Origin of the sequence: Scandinavium sp. (assembly GCF_051650185.1) — a bacterium.
Classification (GTDB): domain Bacteria; phylum Pseudomonadota; class Gammaproteobacteria; order Enterobacterales; family Enterobacteriaceae; genus Scandinavium.
In genome coordinates, this window is record NZ_JBOFIN010000086.1 from 1 (window position 1) to 15,592 (window position 15,592).

14 protein-coding genes, 1 pseudogene and 1 other annotated feature are annotated in these 15,592 nt (G+C 53.1%); of the genes and pseudogenes, 11 read left to right on the forward strand and 4 right to left on the reverse strand.

Going from position 1 to position 15,592, the window contains the following annotated elements:
• Positions 1–134: pseudogene (locus tag ACRCWW_RS10895) on the reverse strand (two-component system response regulator ArcA); the annotation flags it as partial.
• Between the two features lie 95 nt (positions 135–229).
• On the opposite strand from ACRCWW_RS10895, the gene yjjY reads away from it, so the two are divergent.
• The 7 genes from yjjY to ACRCWW_RS10930 all read left to right on the forward strand — a co-directional run bounded on the left by yjjY (position 230) and on the right by ACRCWW_RS10930 (position 6,991).
• On the forward strand, positions 230–370 hold the full coding sequence (gene yjjY / locus ACRCWW_RS10900; protein ID WP_001541509.1) for a protein YjjY: 141 nt from the start codon (positions 230–232) through the stop codon (positions 368–370).
• Between the two features lie 399 nt (positions 371–769).
• Positions 770–1,456, forward strand: coding sequence for a tRNA/rRNA methyltransferase (locus ACRCWW_RS10905; protein ID WP_438682437.1), 687 nt, complete (start codon positions 770–772; stop codon positions 1,454–1,456).
• Positions 1,457–1,667: 211 nt separating this feature from the next.
• Positions 1,668–1,736, forward strand: coding sequence for a thr operon leader peptide (locus tag ACRCWW_RS10910; protein ID WP_122984332.1), 69 nt, complete (start codon positions 1,668–1,670; stop codon positions 1,734–1,736).
• Positions 1,675–1,792: a sequence feature (Thr leader region), on the forward strand. (Overlaps the previous gene by 62 nt.)
• Before the next feature lie 24 nt (positions 1,793–1,816).
• On the forward strand, positions 1,817–4,279 hold the full coding sequence (gene thrA, locus ACRCWW_RS10915) for a bifunctional aspartate kinase/homoserine dehydrogenase I (RefSeq protein ID WP_438682438.1): 2,463 nt from the start codon (positions 1,817–1,819) through the stop codon (positions 4,277–4,279).
• Between the two features lies 1 nt (position 4,280).
• Positions 4,281–5,210, forward strand: coding sequence for a homoserine kinase (thrB, locus tag ACRCWW_RS10920; protein WP_438682439.1), 930 nt, complete (start codon positions 4,281–4,283; stop codon positions 5,208–5,210).
• A 3-nt stretch (positions 5,211–5,213) separates the two neighbouring features.
• On the forward strand, positions 5,214–6,500 hold the full coding sequence (gene thrC, locus ACRCWW_RS10925) for a threonine synthase (protein ID WP_438682440.1): 1,287 nt from the start codon (positions 5,214–5,216) through the stop codon (positions 6,498–6,500).
• A gap of 203 nt (positions 6,501–6,703) precedes the next feature.
• Positions 6,704–6,991 carry a DUF2502 domain-containing protein gene (locus ACRCWW_RS10930; RefSeq protein ID WP_438682441.1) on the forward strand — a complete coding sequence of 96 codons (288 nt, stop codon included), beginning with the start codon at positions 6,704–6,706 and terminating at the stop codon, positions 6,989–6,991.
• 183 nt (positions 6,992–7,174) lie between these two features.
• Here ACRCWW_RS10930 and yaaA read toward each other — a convergent pair whose 3' ends face one another.
• Positions 7,175–7,951 (reverse strand): peroxide stress protein YaaA, encoded by a 777-nt coding sequence (gene yaaA / locus ACRCWW_RS10935; protein ID WP_438682442.1) that lies wholly within the window; start codon positions 7,949–7,951, stop codon positions 7,175–7,177.
• Positions 7,952–8,016: 65 nt separating this feature from the next.
• Complete coding sequence (locus ACRCWW_RS10940; RefSeq protein WP_438682443.1) at positions 8,017–9,447, reverse strand: alanine/glycine:cation symporter family protein; 1,431 nt, start codon at positions 9,445–9,447, stop codon at positions 8,017–8,019.
• Between the two features lie 204 nt (positions 9,448–9,651).
• Here ACRCWW_RS10940 and tal point away from each other — a divergent pair, with 204 nt between their 5' ends.
• The 3 genes from tal (at position 9,652) to ACRCWW_RS10955 (ending at position 12,713) form a co-directional block, all read left to right on the forward strand.
• A complete protein-coding gene (tal, locus tag ACRCWW_RS10945) occupies positions 9,652–10,605 on the forward strand; it encodes a transaldolase (RefSeq protein ID WP_330982251.1) in 954 nt (317 codons plus the stop codon).
• A 109-nt stretch (positions 10,606–10,714) separates the two neighbouring features.
• Positions 10,715–11,302: a molybdopterin adenylyltransferase gene (gene mog / locus ACRCWW_RS10950; protein WP_438682444.1), complete on the forward strand. Its 588-nt coding sequence runs from the start codon at positions 10,715–10,717 to the stop codon at positions 11,300–11,302.
• A 112-nt stretch (positions 11,303–11,414) separates the two neighbouring features.
• Positions 11,415–12,713, forward strand: a complete 1,299-nt coding sequence (locus tag ACRCWW_RS10955) for an MFS transporter (protein WP_438682445.1) — start codon at positions 11,415–11,417, stop codon at positions 12,711–12,713.
• 70 nt (positions 12,714–12,783) lie between these two features.
• Here ACRCWW_RS10955 and satP read toward each other — a convergent pair whose 3' ends face one another.
• Positions 12,784–13,350 carry an acetate uptake transporter gene (gene satP / locus ACRCWW_RS10960; protein WP_404657655.1) on the reverse strand — a complete coding sequence of 189 codons (567 nt, stop codon included), beginning with the start codon at positions 13,348–13,350 and terminating at the stop codon, positions 12,784–12,786.
• Positions 13,351–13,645: 295 nt separating this feature from the next.
• On the opposite strand from satP, the gene dnaK reads away from it, so the two are divergent.
• Complete coding sequence (gene dnaK / locus ACRCWW_RS10965; protein WP_438682446.1) at positions 13,646–15,562, forward strand: molecular chaperone DnaK; 1,917 nt, start codon at positions 13,646–13,648, stop codon at positions 15,560–15,562.
• The last annotated feature ends 30 nt before the right edge of the window (positions 15,563–15,592 follow it).

The following is a 15,592-nucleotide window of genomic DNA, read 5'->3' on the forward strand; positions in this document are numbered from 1 at the left end:
TCAGACAGGATCTGATGCATTTCCGCGCCATCGGTGGCTTCGAACACATCGTAACCTTCTGCTTCGAAAATACTTTTTAACGTGTTGCGTGTTACCAACTCGTCTTCAACGATAAGAATGTGCGGGGTCTGCATGTTTGCTACCTAAATTGCCAACTAAATCGAAACAGGAAGTACCAAAGTCCCTGACCCGCCTGATGCATGTCGAAAATTAACATGACCGGCATAACATGACTAAAGTACGTAATTGCGTTCTTGATGCACTTTCCATCAACGTCAACAACATCATTAGCTTGGTCGTGGGTACTTTCCCTCTGGACCCGACAGTGTCAAAAACGGCTGTCATCCTAACCATTTTAACAGCAACATAACAGGCAAAGAGACGACTGACACCCAATAAAACTACGCTTCGTTGACATATATCAAGTTCAATTGTAGCACGTTAACAGTCTTGTGAAATCTTCGCATCCAAATGCTAGCTTTTGTCACATTTTTTCAACATTTGGAATGATTGCGAAGATAAACTGATTAATAAATTGAATCCAAAATACGAGCCCTACTCTTATTTTAAATACCCTATAAGAACATAAGGATATAGCGGTTCTGTTAACATGCTGAATAGGTCAATTCTTAGATAATAGTTTAACCTTATTTATATGTTAAGAAACACCTTTTCACCGTTTTTTGTTGCAACTAAGTAAATTCGCGACGCGCAATATGTTGATGTGCATCACATTGTTGCCGCGATTGCACTATAAAGAGAAGATTACATGCGCTTATCAATCGTGCTGGTTTCCCCCGCCAGAGCCGAAAATATCGGTGCCGCCGCCCGTGCTATGAAGACCATGGGATTCACAGAAATGCGAATAGTCGACAGCTCCGCGCACCTTGAGCCCGCGGCGCAGTGGGTTGCGCACGGCTCCGGCGATATTCTGGAAAATATAAAAACGTATAAAACGCTTGCGGATGCGCTGGTGGATGTGGACTTTACCGTCGCGACAACCGCGCGCAGCCGGGCCCGTTTTCACTACTACGCCACACCACAAGAACTGCTGCCGATGCTTCAGGAAAAGTCACAGTGGATGGGACATGCTGCACTGGTGTTTGGACGTGAAGATTCTGGGCTAACCAACGAAGAGCTTGAACTGGCCGACGTGTTAACCGGCGTACCGATGGTAGCCGATTACCCTTCACTGAATCTCGGCCAGGCGGTAATGGTCTATTGCTATCAGTTGTCGGCGCTGACACAAATTTCTTCCACTCCGGCAATACCCGGGGATGAACATCAGCTGCAGGCGTTACGAGCTCGTACCGTGTCGTTACTGGAAAAATTGCAGGTGGCCGATGATGTCAAACTGACGGAATGGTTGCAGCAGCGAATCGGCCTGCTTGAGCAGCGTGACACCGCCATGCTGCACCGATTGTTGCACGATATTGAAAAAAATCTGGCAGAGTAATGTCCTGTCATAAGTATTTGTTATGGGCTGATGCGCTAACTTGGTGGCCAATGGCGTGGTGAAAGGCGAAGGAAGTACCTGCGTCGGCAGTGCTGGCTAATGGTATGACGAATTGTGACGAATGTAAAAATTCGTTGACTTAGCCTGGCAGATACTTTAACCAATATAGGCAGACGACAGACAAAGTAAAATAACAGAGCACACAACATCCATGATTCGCATCAGCATGACGACAACCATTACCACCATCACCATTACCACAGGTATCGGTGCGGGCTGACGCGTACAGGAAACACAGAAAAAAGCCCGCACCTGAACAGTGCGGGCTTTTTTTTCGGCTAAAGATCAAGGGGTAATACCATGCGAGTCTTGAAGTTCGGCGGTACATCAGTGGCAAATGCAGAACGTTTTCTGCGGGTTGCCGATATTCTGGAGAGTAACGCCAGGCAGGGGCAGGTCGCCACCGTGCTTTCTGCCCCGGCTAAAATCACCAACCATCTGGTCGCGATGATTGAAAAAACCATTGGCGGTCAGGACGCACTCCCCAATATCAGCGATGCCGAACGCATTTTTGCCGAACTGCTTCAGGGTCTTGCCGACATTCAACCCGGTTTCCCCCACGCCCAGCTCAAAGCTTTTGTTGAGCAAGAGTTTGCCCAGATTAAGCATGTGCTTCACGGGATAAGCCTGCTGGGGCAATGCCCGGATGGCGTTAATGCTTCCCTGATTTGCCGTGGTGAAAAGCTGTCTATCGCCATTATGGCGGGTTTGCTGGAAGCGCGCGGTCATAAAGTTAGCGTGATTGACCCTGTTGAGAAATTACTGGCCGTTGGGCATTACCTGGAATCCACAGTTGATATCGCTGAATCCACTCGCCGTATCGCAGCAAGTCAGATCCCGTCTGACCATATGGTGCTGATGGCCGGGTTTACCGCAGGAAATGAGAAAGGTGAACTGGTAGTCCTTGGCCGCAATGGTTCTGACTACTCCGCCGCTGTGCTGGCCGCCTGTTTACGTGCCGACTGCTGTGAAATCTGGACGGATGTCGATGGCGTTTATACTTGCGATCCACGCCAGGTGCCAGACGCTCGTTTGCTGAAGTCCATGTCTTATCAGGAGGCGATGGAGCTCTCCTACTTTGGCGCGAAAGTTCTGCATCCTCGCACCATCGCCCCGATTGCCCAGTTCCAGATCCCTTGTCTCATTAAAAATACCGGTAATCCTCAGGCTCCGGGCACGCTTATTGGCTCAAGCCATAACGAAGATGGCCTGGCGGTGAAGGGGATTTCCAACCTCAACAACATGGCGATGTTCAACGTCTCCGGCCCAGGTATGAAGGGCATGGTCGGGATGGCGGCGCGCGTGTTTGCCACCATGTCCCGCGCCGGGATCTCCGTTGTCCTGATCACTCAGTCTTCTTCCGAATACAGCATCAGTTTCTGTGTACCGCAAAGCGATTGCGCTCGTGCGAAGAAGGCGATGGAAGATGAGTTTTACCTCGAGCTGAAAGAAGAGCTGCTCGAACCTCTGTCGATCATGGAGCGACTGGCGATCATCTCCGTGGTGGGCGATGGTATGCGCACGCTGCGCGGCATCTCTGCAAAATTCTTTGCGGCTCTCGCTCGCGCCAATATCAATATCGTCGCGATTGCGCAGGGCTCCTCCGAGCGTTCCATTTCCGTCGTCGTCAATAACGATGATGCGACGACTGGCGTTCGCGTCACTCACCAGATGCTGTTCAATACCGATCAGGTGATTGAAGTGTTTGTGATTGGCGTCGGTGGCGTGGGGGGAGCATTGCTGGAACAGCTCAAGCGCCAGCAAACCTGGCTTAAAAACAAGCATATCGATCTGCGTGTGTGCGGTGTGGCGAACTCGCGTGCGTTGTTGACCAATGTGCACGGCTTGAGCCTCGATAACTGGAAAAGCGAACTGGCTGATGCCAAAGAGCCGTTTAATCTTGGCCGACTGATTCGTCTGGTGAAAGAGTATCACCTGCTTAATCCAGTGATTGTTGACTGTACTTCCAACCAGGCCGTAGCCGATCAGTATGCGGATTTCCTGCGCGAAGGTTTCCATGTTGTGACGCCAAACAAAAAGGCGAACACGTCATCGATGAACTACTATCACGAGCTGCGTCAGGCGGCAGCGGGTTCTCGTCGTAAGTTCCTGTATGACACCAACGTTGGAGCAGGGCTGCCGGTGATTGAAAACCTGCAAAACCTGCTCAACGCTGGCGATGAATTGCAGCGCTTCTCCGGCATTCTTTCCGGCTCTCTGTCGTTTATCTTTGGCAAGCTGGACGAAGGCATGAGCTTGTCAGAAGCCACTCGTATGGCACGTGAAATGGGCTATACCGAGCCCGATCCCCGTGACGATCTTTCTGGCATGGATGTGGCGCGTAAGCTGCTGATCCTCGCCCGTGAAACCGGTCGTCACCTTGAACTGAATGATATTGTGGTGGAATCTGTGTTGCCTTCGCATTTCGATGACAGCGGTGACACTGACAGCTTTATGGCTCGCTTGCCGCAGCTGGATGATGAGTTTGCGGCGCGTATCGCCAAAGCTCGCGATGAAGGCAAAGTGCTGCGCTACGTCGGCAATATCGAAGAAGACGGCGTTTGCCGGGTGAAAATCGCTGAAGTCGATGGCAACGATCCGCTTTATAAAGTGAAAAACGGCGAGAACGCCCTGGCGTTTTACAGCCATTATTATCAGCCGTTACCGCTGGTGCTGCGCGGGTATGGCGCGGGCAACGACGTAACGGCCGCCGGGGTCTTTGCCGATCTGCTGCGTACCTTGTCCTGGAAGTTAGGAGTTTAAGATGGTTAAAGTCTATGCCCCGGCGTCCAGCGCCAATATGAGCGTCGGATTCGACGTATTGGGCGCGGCGGTCACGCCGGTGGATGGCACGCTGCTTGGCGACAACGTTGAAGTCGTTGCTGCTGATGTCTTCAGTCTGAAAAACGTCGGCCATTTCGCCAGCAAGCTGCCGACAGAACCGCGTGAAAACATCGTTTACCAGTGCTGGGAACGCTTCTGCCAGGAAATTGGCAAAACGGTGCCTGTTGCCATGACGCTGGAAAAAAACATGCCGATTGGCTCCGGGTTAGGCTCCAGCGCCTGCTCTGTGGTTGCCGCGCTGGTGGCGATGAATGAGTACTGCGGCAAGCCCCTCAATGACAGCAAGATGCTTTCACTGATGGGTGAGCTGGAAGGGCGTATTTCCGGCAGCGTGCATTACGACAACGTTGCCCCTTGCTTCCTCGGCGGCATTCAGCTGATGCTTGAAGAGAATGGCATTATCAGCCAGCAAATTCCGGCATTTGATGAATGGCTGTGGGTGCTGGCTTATCCGGGGATTAAAGTTTCTACCGCAGAAGCCCGCGCCATTTTGCCCGCGCAGTATCGCCGTCAGGATTGCATCGCGCATGGGCGTCATTTTGCGGGCTTTATTCACGCCTGCTATAGCCGTCAGCCGCAGCTTGCCGCAAAGCTGATGAAAGACGTGATTGCCGAACCGTATCGCACCAAATTGCTGCCAGGCTTCGGCGAAGCCCGTCAGGCGGTGGCGGAAATTGGCGCGCTGGCAAGCGGCATCTCAGGCTCAGGCCCGACGATGTTTGCCCTGTGCGACAACCCAGGAACCGCACAACGAGTCGCAGACTGGCTCAGTAAACACTATCTGCAAAATCAGGAAGGCTTCGTTCATATTTGTCGGCTGGATACAGCGGGCGCTCGCGTAGTGGGATAACCAATGAAACTGTATAACTTAAAAGATCATAATGAGCAGGTCAGCTTCGCGCAGGCCGTGACGCAAGGGTTGGGCAAAAATCAGGGGCTGTTCTTTCCACACGACTTGCCGGAATTCAGCCTGACTGAGATCGACGACATGCTGAAGCTGGATTTCGTCTCCCGCAGTGCCAAAATTCTCTCAGCCTTTATTGGCGATGAAATTGCGCCTGATGAACTGAAAGCTCGTGTGGGCGCGGCCTTCGCGTTTCCTGCACCAGTGAAACAAGTTCAGGAAGATGTGGGCTGCCTGGAACTGTTCCATGGCCCTACGCTGGCGTTCAAAGATTTCGGCGGTCGTTTTATGGCGCAGATGCTGACGCACATCAGTGGCGATAAACCTGTGACCATTTTGACCGCGACGTCTGGAGATACAGGGGCTGCCGTGGCACATGCTTTCTACGGCCTGAAGAATGTTCGCGTCGTTATCCTGTATCCGAAAGGCAAAATCAGCCCGTTACAGGAAAAATTGTTCTGTACGTTGGGTGGTAACATCGAAACTGTGGTGATTGAAGGTGATTTCGATGCCTGCCAGGCGCTGGTGAAGCAGGCATTCGATGATGAAGAGCTGAAGGTTGCGCTGGGCCTGAACTCGGCGAACTCGATCAACATCAGCCGTCTGCTGGCGCAGATTTGCTACTACTTTGAAGCCGTGGCGCAGCTGCCACAGGAAGCCCGTAATCAGCTGGTCATTTCTGTGCCAAGCGGCAACTTCGGTGATTTAACGGCGGGTTTGCTGGCGAAATCACTGGGTCTGCCGGTGAAGCGCTTTATTGCTGCGACCAACGTCAACGATACGGTGCCACGCTTTCTGCAGGAAGGCGCATGGAAACCAAAATCTACGCAAGCGACGCTGTCTAACGCGATGGACGTCAGCCAGCCGAACAACTGGCCGCGCGTTGAAGAGCTGTTCCGTCGCAAAGTGTGGCGCCTGAACGAGCTGGGCTATGCCGCCGTGGATGATGAAACGACGAAAGCGACCATGCGTGAACTTCAGGAAGTCGGATATACCTCTGAGCCGCATGCGGCAGTGGCTTATCGCGCGTTGCGTGACCAGCTCCAGCCCGGAGAATACGGTCTGTTCCTGGGGACGGCGCATCCAGCGAAGTTCATAGAGAGCGTGGAAGCGATTCTCGACACCAAACTCCCGTTGCCGAAAGAGCTGGCCGATCGCGCCGACTTGCCTCTGTTGTCGCATGAATTGCCTGCCGAGTTTGCTGCGCTTCGTAAGCTGATGATGGCTAAGGCCTGATTGTGTTCATTTTTCTCTCCCTGAGGCCAGGATGATTCCCGGATTAGGGAGAGAATGTGAAGACAAATGGCAGAAATTACGCAGGAATTCCCATTAAATGCGGGCACTTAGAAATTGGGATTGCGGAGAATAACAACCGGGGTTCGCAACAGGTACTCTGACTTCATCGACCCATAACGGGCAATGATGCAAAGGAGTAACCTATGTCTAAATTGAAACCTGTGATCCTCGCGCTTTCTATGATGCTGGTGGCTCCGGTGATGGTACACGCTTCAGAAATCACGCTGGTGCCAGCGGTCAAATTACAGATTGGCGATCAGGATAACCGCGGTAACTACTGGGATGGTGGTAACTGGCGCGACCATGACTGGTGGGATCATCATTACGAGCGTTACAACAACCACTGGCGTCCGCGTGGACATTACGATCACCATGATGATCACTATGACCATCATCACGATCACCATGACAATCATGGGCATCACCATTGATAGCTCCCCCTCACCCTAACCCTCTCCCTCAAGGGAGAGGGAACTGTTCGGTGCGGGGTTTGACGTTCTCCCTCATCTGGGGAGAGAGAGCCGAAGAGTGCGGTTTGGTTTTCTCCCTCTCCCTGGGGAGAGGGCCGGGGTGAGGGCGCGTGGAGGAGGTTGAAGCGTTCTCTTTCCTCGCTTTTACTTCTGTTCGTGACGCTTAAACACCAGTTCGCTATCAGACGACGCGGCTTCATCAAAGAAATACCCTTCGCTATCAAAGCCTTTCAGCTCTTCCATTTTCGTCAAACGATTCTCAATGATGTAGCGGCTCATCAGGCCACGCGCTTTCTTAGCGTAGAAGCTGATGACCTTAAACTTGCCGTTTTTCTCGTCGAGGAAGACTGGCTTGATGATTTTTCCTTGCAGCTTTTTCGGTTTCACCGCTTTGAAGTACTCATCGGATGCCAGATTAATGACGATATCGTCCCCCTGGGCTTTCAGCGCGTCGTTGAGCTTGTTAGTGATAATCTCGCCCCAGAACTGATAGAGATCTTTGCCTTTAGCGTTCTCAAGGCGAATGCCCATTTCCAGGCGATAGGGCTGCATCAAATCCAGCGGACGCAGCACGCCATAAAGACCAGAAAGCATGCGTAAATGCTGCTGAGCAAAATCGAAATCTGCTTCGCTGAACTCTTCCGCCTGCAAGCCGGTGTAGACATCGCCCTTGAAGGCCAGAATCGCCGGGCGGGCATTTTGCGGCGTGAAATCAGGGTGCCAGTCGTGGAAGCGGGTGGCATTGAGATCGGCAAGTTTATCGCTGATGCTCATCAGCTTGCCGATTTGCGGCGCGGAGAGTTTGCGCGCAACCGTGATGAGCTGCTGGGAGTGATCCAGCAGCTCAGGATGGGTGTAGCGGGTTGTCGCCAGTTCGCTTTGGTAGTCGAGCGTTTTCGCAGGTGAAATCAGAATCAGCATAATCAGTCCTTGCAGGCATTTTCCGAGACTTTAGCAAAAAACGGCCATAAAGGGATCGATAGCAGCTATTGGCGTGGCACATCATCCCAGCTTCCGGGAGCAATCTGTTGTTCAATTTCGGGATAGCGGCTTGGATCGAACACCGGTTTGACACCCAGCTTGCGTTGACGAAGATAGTCGCTGGCAATGATCCTCACGACCGGGGAAAGCAGCAGCAGCGCCGTCAGGTTAGTGATGGCCATCAGAGCCATTATGATATCTGCCAGTTGCCAGACGACCGGCAGACTCAGCAGTGTGCCCATCATGACCATCAGCAGCGTGATTGTCCGCAAAATCCAGATATTGCGCGGGCTGTTCATCTTCAGGTAAATCAGATTATTTTCGGCGTAGATATAGTTTGCGGCGATTGAGCTAAAGGCGAAGAGCAGCACTATCCCGGCGATAAAACTCGCGCCCCAACTGCCTGCGATAGTGCTCATCGCTTTCTGGACTAACTGAATGCCGTCAATGGAACTCTGTGCTGTGTCATGTCCTGCAATGAGCACCACCATCGCCGTGGCGGTACAGATAATGAGGGTATCGACCAATACGCCAATCATTTGCACGATGCCCTGGGCAGCCGGATGCGGGGGCCATGAAGCGGCGGCTGCGGCGGCATTCGGAGTTGAACCCATCCCGGCTTCATTCGAGAACATTCCCCGCTGGAATCCGCTGGTCAGTGCCTGGCTGATGGTGTAACCCACCGCGCCAGCGGCCGCTTCCTGCCAGCCAAATGCGCTGCGGATAATGGTTTCGAAAATGGCGGGAATGGCGGCGTAATGCCAAAGGCTAATGATAATGCTGGCGCCAACCCAGACCAGCGCCATGACGGGCACCAGCCACTGCATAATCTTCGCGACACCACGCAGACCGCGCACAATGACTAACAGCGTGCAACCCATCAGCCCCAGACCCGTTACGTACTCAGGAAGGTTGAAAGCGTAATGCATCGCGCTTGAGACTGAATTGGCTTGTACCGTGTTGAAAATTAAGCCATATGCCAGCAGCAGGAAAACGGAAAACATCACTCCCATCCAGCGCATGCCAAGGCCACGTGACATGTACCACGCCGGGCCGCCGCGGAACTGTCCTGTGGCGTCTCGTTCTTTGTAGAGTTGAGCCAGTGAGCACTCCGCGAAGCTACTCGCCATGCCGATGATGGCCGATACCCACATCCAGAACACGGCACCCGGGCCACCGGCTGTGATGGCGATGGCGACGCCTGCCAGGTTGCCGCTGCCTACTCGCGCAGCAAGACTGGTACACAGCGCCTGAAAGGAGGTTAACCCGCCGGCTTGTGGACTCAGGCTGCTTTTAAGGCTTTTGCCGAAATACCGAATGTAGCGGAATTGAATGTAACCTGTCCGCCAGGTGAACCACACTCCGGCCCCGAGCAGCAGGTAAATCATTACCGAGCCCCAGAGTATGTCGTTGATGAATGAGAGAAACTCAGGCATGTAGCGTCCTTTAATCGATGCCGAAGACAAATGTAAGCGCTACCACATTCCAGACAATCCATTATCGGGTAGCAAGCGAATAATCTGAGTTTATCATACTCTGCGCTACTGGGCCGTCTGCGGTTGCGCTGATATGGGGGCGTGATATTATCGGGAGCAGACCGGTTACATCCCCCTAACAGCTGTTTAAAGAGAAACACTATCATGACGGATAAATTGACCTCCCTGCGTCAGTACACAACCGTAGTGGCTGACACCGGAGACATCGCGGCAATGAAGCTGTATCAGCCTCAGGATGCGACAACCAACCCTTCTCTGATCCTCGGCGCTGCCCAGATCCCTGAATACCGCAAGCTGATTGATGAAGCGATTGCCTGGGCGAAAAGCCAGAGCAGCAACCGCGAGCAGCAGATTGTTGATGCAACCGACAAACTGGCGGTGAACATCGGTCTGGAGATCCTGAAGCTGATCCCGGGTCGTATCTCAACGGAAGTGGATGCGCGTCTGTCCTATGACACCGAAGCCTCTATCGCCAAAGCGAAACATCTGATCAAACTGTATAACGATGCTGGCATCAGCAACGACCGTATCCTGATCAAACTGGCCTCCACCTGGCAGGGCATTCGTGCTGCTGAACAGCTGGAAAAAGAAGGCATCAACTGTAACCTGACGCTGCTGTTCTCCTTCGCTCAGGCTCGTGCTTGTGCTGAAGCGGGCGTATTCCTGATTTCTCCGTTCGTGGGCCGTATCCTCGACTGGTACAAAGCCAACACTGACAAGAAAGAGTACGCGCCGGCAGAAGATCCAGGTGTAGTTTCTGTGTCTGAAATCTACAGCTATTACAAACAGCACGGCTACGAAACAGTCGTGATGGGTGCGAGCTTCCGTAACGTCGGTGAGATCCTGGAACTGGCTGGTTGCGACCGCCTGACCATCGCGCCGGCACTGCTGAAAGAGCTGGCTGAAGCGGACGGCGCTATCGAGCGTAAACTGGTTTACACCGGTGAAGTGAAAGCGCGTCCAGAGCGCATCACGGAATCTCAGTTCCTGTGGCAGCACAACCAGGATCCAATGGCCGTAGACAAACTGGCGGAAGGTATCCGTAAGTTTGCCATCGACCAGGAAAAACTGGAAAAAATGATCGGCGACCTGCTGTAATCATTTTTCGCGTGGCCGGGCTCCCGGTCACGCTTACTACTCTGCTATTTGTCTCCTTTTCCCTCCAGCGTGTATCATTCCGCCTGACTGTACTTTGAACGGAATTGATATGAACACTCTACGCATTGGCCTTGTCTCCATCTCCGATCGCGCCTCCAACGGCGTTTACCAGGATAAGGGCATTCCGGCTCTGGAAGCGTGGCTGTCCCGCGCCCTGACATCCCCTTTTGAACTGCAAACCCGTCTGATCCCTGATGAACAGTCGATCATTGAGCAAACCTTGTGTGAGCTGGTGGACGAAATGGGGTGTCACCTGGTGCTGACCACCGGTGGCACGGGGCCTGCTCGCCGCGATGTGACGCCGGATGCCACATTGGCGATCGCCGACCGTGAAATGCCGGGCTTTGGCGAGCAGATGCGCCAGATTAGCCTGCACTTTGTGCCAACGGCGATCCTTTCTCGTCAGGTTGGGGTTATCCGCAAACAGGCGCTGATCCTCAACCTGCCGGGTCAGCCGAAGTCGATTCAGGAAACGCTGGAAGGCGTCAAAGATGAGAGCGGCAAGGTGCTGGTGCACGGGATTTTTGCAAGTGTACCGTATTGTGTACAGCTTCTCGAAGGGCCTTACGTCGAGACTGATGACCTGGTCGTTGATGCATTTCGCCCTAAAAGCGCGCGTCGCGAGACAATCTCCTGAAATTAAGCCTTTTATGACATAACCTGTGCGGGTCATCGATTGACCAATGATTTACGGTATAGTAATTTTTTCTTTACGAAACCTGTAAATTAATCAAAACAAATGGCCCGCTATGTCACATTCCGCAAGACCTCTGAACCGACAGGATTATAAAACGCTGACGCTGGCTGCACTTGGCGGCGCTCTGGAGTTTTATGATTTCATTATATTTGTCTTTTTTGCCGCCGTCGTGGGGGAACTTTTCTTCCCTGCCGATATTCCTGAATGGCTGCGTCAGGTCCAGACCTTTGGCATTTTTGCTGCGGGTTATCTGGCACGCCCGTTGGGTGGGATCGTCATGGCACACTTTGGCGATCTGGTTGGGCGCAAAAAGATGTTTACGCTCAGCATCCTGCTGATGGCCGTGCCGACGCTGCTGATTGGCCTGCTGCCAACGTATGCCTCGGTCGGTATCGTTGCGCCGTTATTATTGCTGCTGATGCGCGTGCTGCAGGGCGCAGCGATTGGTGGAGAGGTGCCGGGGGCATGGGTGTTTGTCGCCGAGCATGTGCCGACGCAGAGAATCGGTATTGCCTGTGGCACGCTCACCGCGGGTCTGACCGTCGGCATTCTCCTCGGTTCGGTGGTGGCAACGCTTATCAATACCAGCATGACGCAACAGACAATCCATGACGGTGGCTGGCGAATTCCCTTCCTGCTGGGAGGTGCGTTTGGCCTGGTCGCGATGTACTTGCGTCGCTGGTTGCAGGAAACGCCTGTCTTCCTTGAGATGCAGCAGCGTAAGCAGCTGGCGCAGGAACTGCCGGTAAAATCAGTTGTGATGAAGCACCAGAAAGCCGTGGTTATCTCAATGTTACTGACGTGGTTGCTGTCGGCGGGCATTGTGGTGGTGATCCTGATGTCTCCCGTGTGGCTGCAAAAGCATTATGGCTTTGCACCCGCACTGACGTTGCAGGCCAACAGCATCGCGACGATCATGCTTTGCGTGGGCTGTTTGCTGGCAGGGCTTGCGGCAGATAAATTAGGTGCCAGCCGCACGTTTATTATCGGTAGCCTGCTGCTGGCGGCATCAAGCTGGGCGTTTTACCACTTGTCGGGTTCGCATCCTGAGCAATTGTTCCTGCTTTATGGCCTGGTGGGATTGTGCGTCGGCGTGGTGGGCGCAGTCCCTTATGTCATGGTTCGGGCATTTCCAGCGGAAGTGCGCTTCACCGGGATATCATTTTCCTACAACGTTTCGTATGCGATTTTTGGCGGGTTAACGCCGATCGTGGTGACGTTGCTGATGGGCGTATCGCCGATGGCTCCAGCCTGGTATGTGCTGGCGTTATCGCTGGTGGGATTAGGATTAGGCGTCTGGTTGCGACAGAGTTACATAGCCCGCGAAAGCGCGCCTTTAACGACGTCATAAAAAAGCCGGGCAACGCCCGGCTTGTAGGCCCGGCAAGCGCTAGCGCTGCCGGGCACGAAAGACATCAAACTTAGTGCTTTTCGCCGATTGGCAGCACGGTACGGCCAAACTTCTCGTTCAGCACTTCACCCATTGCCAGGTAAATAGCGCTTGCGCCACACACCAGACCAATCCAGCCCGCGATGTGAACGATGCCTTCGTTGTCCGCCAGGTGGCCGATAGCCAGCAGGGCAAACAGCACGGTCAGGCTCAGGAAGACGAACTGCTGCATGCGTGGACCGTTCAGGGTGCCGAAGAACATGAACAGGGTGAACACGCCCCACAGGCCCAGATACATCCCCATAAAGTGCGCGTTAGCCGGTTCTGCCAGGCCCATTTTCGGCATGATCAGAATGGCGACCAGAGTCAGCCAGAAAGAGCCGTAAGAGGTGAACGCGGTCAGACCGAAGGTGTTGCCTTTCTTAAATTCCAGCAGGCCAGCGAAGATCTGTGCCAGGCCGCCGTAAAAAATACCCATCGCCAGAATGGCGGTATCAAACTGGAAAAGGCCGCTGTTCGCCAGGTTCAGCAGAATGGTGGTCATGCCGAAGCCCATCAGTCCCAGCGGTGCCGGGTTAGCCAACTTAGTGTTAACCATATTTCCTCAAAAACTTATTAATAAAGGGAGAAATGTCTTAACCCCACGCCAATCCTCTGGTTGCGGGGCGCGGCATAATAATCAGTGCCGTGTCTGCCGTCTATGATCTGAGCAGGGGGAAATTAAAAAATTTTTTATCCCTCCCCCTTGATGAGTTAACTAACGACCCCATCTTGTATGCAACCGCAGTGGTGAGCCTGAAAAAAAACGTAGCGGGGCGCTTGAAACAGCACGTTTCGCCCTTATTACAGGTTCACAACCACATGTTGATCGAATTTTTAGTGGAGACGTTTAGATGGGTAAAATTATTGGTATCGACCTGGGTACAACCAACTCTTGTGTAGCGATTATGGATGGCAACACTCCGCGTGTGCTGGAAAACGCCGAAGGCGATCGCACCACGCCTTCTATTATTGCTTATACCCAGGACGGTGAAACTCTGGTTGGTCAGCCGGCTAAACGTCAGGCCGTGACAAACCCGCAGAACACCCTGTTCGCGATCAAACGCCTGATTGGCCGTCGTTTCCAGGACGAAGAAGTACAGCGTGACGAAGCTATCATGCCGTACAAAATCGTTGCTGCTGATAATGGCGATGCCTGGCTGGACGTGAAAGGCACCAAAACTGCACCTCCGCAGATTTCTGCAGAAGTGCTGAAAAAAATGAAGAAAACCGCGGAAGATTATCTGGGTGAACCGGTAACGGAAGCTGTTATCACCGTTCCTGCCTACTTCAACGATGCTCAGCGTCAGGCAACCAAAGATGCTGGCCGTATTGCAGGTCTGGAAGTCAAACGTATCATCAACGAACCAACCGCAGCGGCACTGGCCTACGGTCTGGATAAAGAAGTCGGTAACCGCACCATTGCCGTTTATGACCTGGGCGGCGGTACCTTCGATATCTCCATCATCGAAATCGATGAAGTTGATGGCGAAAAGACCTTTGAAGTTCTGGCAACCAACGGCGATACCCACCTCGGTGGTGAAGACTTCGACAGCCGTATGATTAACTACTTGGTTGAAGAATTTAAGAAAGATCAGGGCATTGACCTGCGTAACGACCCGCTGGCGATGCAGCGCCTGAAAGAAGCCGCAGAAAAAGCGAAAATTGAGCTCTCTTCTGCGCAGCAGACCGACGTGAACCTGCCGTACATCACTGCAGACGCGACCGGTCCTAAACACATGAACATCAAAGTGACTCGTGCAAAACTGGAAAGCCTGGTCGAAGACCTGGTGAACCGTTCTATCGAGCCGCTGAAAGTTGCTCTGCAGGATGCTGGCCTGTCTGTTTCTGACGTTCAGGACGTTATCCTGGTCGGCGGTCAGACCCGTATGCCAATGGTTCAGAAGAAAGTGGCTGAGTTCTTCGGTAAAGAGCCACGTAAAGACGTGAACCCGGATGAAGCCGTTGCTATCGGTGCTGCGGTTCAGGGCGGCGTACTGACTGGTGATGTGAAAGACGTGCTGCTGCTGGACGTCACCCCGCTGTCGCTGGGTATCGAAACCATGGGTGGCGTGATGACTGCGCTCATCAACAAAAACACCACCATCCCGACCAAGCACAGCCAGGTGTTCTCTACTGCGGAAGACAACCAGTCTGCAGTAACCATCCACGTGCTGCAGGGTGAGCGTAAACGTTCTGGTGATAACAAATCCCTGGGTCAGTTCAACCTGGATGGTATCAGCCCGGCACCGCGCGGCATGCCGCAAATCGAAGTGACCTTCGACATCGATGCTGACGGTATCCTGCACGTTTCCGCGAAAGACAAAAACAGCGGTAAAGAGCAGAAAATCACCATCAAGGCTTCTTCTGGTCTGAACGAAGAAGAAATCCAGAAAATGGTGCGTGAAGCAGAAGCTAACGCTGAGTCTGACCGTAAGTTCGAAGAACTGGTTCAGACCCGCAACCAGGGCGACCATCTGCTGCATAGCACGCGTAAGCAGGTTGAAGAAGCAGGCGAACAGCTGCCAGCTGAAGACAAAACCGCTATCGAGTCTGCACTGACTGCGCTGGAATCTTCTCTGAAAGGCGAAGACAAAGCGGATATCGAAGCGAAAATGCAGGCGCTGGCTCAGGCTTCCCAGAAACTGCTAGAAATTGCTCAGCAGCAGCATGCACAACAGCAGGCGGGTTCTGCTGATGCTTCCGCGAACAACGCGAAAGATGACGATGTTGTCGACGCTGAGTTCGAAGAAGTTAAAGATAAAAAATAATCGCCCTGATGCAGGGTAATTAACTGGCAC

Coding starts and splice junctions, on each gene's coding strand:
- yjjY (WP_001541509.1), top strand. CDS start 230: ATGACTAAAGTACGTAATTGCGTTCTTGATGCACTTTCCATCAACGTC.
- ACRCWW_RS10905 (WP_438682437.1), top strand. CDS start 770: ATGCGCTTATCAATCGTGCTGGTTTCCCCCGCCAGAGCCGAAAATATC.
- thrA (WP_438682438.1), top strand. CDS start 1,817: ATGCGAGTCTTGAAGTTCGGCGGTACATCAGTGGCAAATGCAGAACGT.
- thrB (WP_438682439.1), top strand. CDS start 4,281: ATGGTTAAAGTCTATGCCCCGGCGTCCAGCGCCAATATGAGCGTCGGA.
- thrC (WP_438682440.1), top strand. CDS start 5,214: ATGAAACTGTATAACTTAAAAGATCATAATGAGCAGGTCAGCTTCGCG.
- ACRCWW_RS10930 (WP_438682441.1), top strand. CDS start 6,704: ATGTCTAAATTGAAACCTGTGATCCTCGCGCTTTCTATGATGCTGGTG.
- yaaA (WP_438682442.1), bottom strand. CDS start 7,951: ATGCTGATTCTGATTTCACCTGCGAAAACGCTCGACTACCAAAGCGAA.
- ACRCWW_RS10940 (WP_438682443.1), bottom strand. CDS start 9,447: ATGCCTGAGTTTCTCTCATTCATCAACGACATACTCTGGGGCTCGGTA.
- tal (WP_330982251.1), top strand. CDS start 9,652: ATGACGGATAAATTGACCTCCCTGCGTCAGTACACAACCGTAGTGGCT.
- mog (WP_438682444.1), top strand. CDS start 10,715: ATGAACACTCTACGCATTGGCCTTGTCTCCATCTCCGATCGCGCCTCC.
- ACRCWW_RS10955 (WP_438682445.1), top strand. CDS start 11,415: ATGTCACATTCCGCAAGACCTCTGAACCGACAGGATTATAAAACGCTG.
- satP (WP_404657655.1), bottom strand. CDS start 13,350: ATGGTTAACACTAAGTTGGCTAACCCGGCACCGCTGGGACTGATGGGC.
- dnaK (WP_438682446.1), top strand. CDS start 13,646: ATGGGTAAAATTATTGGTATCGACCTGGGTACAACCAACTCTTGTGTA.